This window comes from Streptococcus suis (assembly GCF_046032115.1).
GTDB lineage: Bacteria > Bacillota > Bacilli > Lactobacillales > Streptococcaceae > Streptococcus > Streptococcus suis_AJ.
The window spans coordinates 1-767 of record NZ_JARQOZ010000033.1 but is presented as its reverse complement, the minus strand read 5'-3'; the positions used below and the strand labels follow the sequence as shown (position 1 = coordinate 767).

Sequence of the window (767 nt, the reverse complement as noted above, 5' to 3'; positions counted from 1 at the left end):
GACTCTGGAAGGACATCCATTGCCAACAGTTGGGGGTTACATCGCAAAAGAAGCAACCAACAACGGTACTAAGGTAGAACTTGATTCAACTGTTGCCAATGTCGCTGCGACAGAAACGACAGGAAACATCACAGAAGTTGTCACTTATGTGAAACTCGGTTCATGGATTCCGAAACCACCAACTGGAACAATTGAAGTACCATCAACGGTTTACCCTAATGATCCAACTGATCCAACACAACCAGGTACGGATGTTCCAACCATTCCATATATTCCAGGTTATATCCCAGTAGGACCAGATGAAACAACTCCATTAGAACCAGTAGATCCAGACGATCCAACTAAGGGTTACATTGCACCACCGGTACCATCTAACCCAGGTGAGGATACGCCAATCAACTATGTACCAGAAGAATCAACAGTAGTTGTACGTTATGTAGATGAAAATGGTAAAGAATTGGTACCATCTGAAAATATTCCAGGTAAGGTTGGGGATGACTATACGACAAGTGGTAAAGTTATCAACGGTTACATCCTTGAAAAAGTAGAAGGAACTCCAAGTGGTAAGATTCCATCAGGTGGAACAACAGTTACTTATATTTACAAGGAACTCGGTTCATGGGTTCCAAATATCCCAGGTCAGCCAACCGATCCAATCGTTTACCCTAACGATCCAACGGATCCAAGCAGACCAGGTACAGATGTTCCAACAATTCCACATGTACCAGGATATGTACCAGTAGATCCAAATGGTGAGCCATTGAAAC

At 43.2% G+C, this 767-nt stretch carries 1 protein-coding gene; it reads left to right on the top strand.

Translation table 11 applies throughout. The annotated features are described in order from the left end of the window. The coding region (locus P7J36_RS09170) for a MucBP domain-containing protein (RefSeq protein WP_408551946.1) at positions 1-767 on the top strand (767 nt) is incomplete at both ends.